Raw genomic sequence first — 338 nt, 5'->3', positions numbered from 1 at the left:
GATCGCCGGTGTGAAACCAGCCGCCTTCGAACGCTTCCTTGGTGGCCTTCTCGTTCTTGAGGTAGCCCTTCATCACGATGTTGCCGCGGAACATGACCTCGCCGATGGTTTCGCCGTCGCGCGGGACCTCCTGCATGGTCTGCGGATTGATCACGGTGACGCCTTCCTCGAGCGGGTAGGGCACGCCCTGCCGGCGCTTCATGCGCGCCCGTTCGGGAGCGGGAAGTTCGTCCCAGCCGGGCTGCTCGGCACAGACCGAAGCGGGGCCATAGACCTCGGTCAGGCCGTAGACATGCGTCAGCTTGATGCCGATGCTTTCGGCGCCTTCGAGCACCGCG

General features: G+C 65.1%; 1 protein-coding gene. It reads right to left on the bottom strand.

The window, feature by feature from the left end; translation table 11 throughout:
* Positions 1–338: AMP-binding protein (locus MOV75_RS43000; protein WP_246933141.1), on the bottom strand; the 338-nt coding region annotated here is incomplete at both ends.

The sequence above is a fragment of the Bradyrhizobium sp. PRIMUS42 genome, from assembly GCF_023006515.1.
Lineage (GTDB): Bacteria > Pseudomonadota > Alphaproteobacteria > Rhizobiales > Xanthobacteraceae > Bradyrhizobium.
This window is presented reverse-complemented; position numbering and strand designations above follow the sequence as displayed.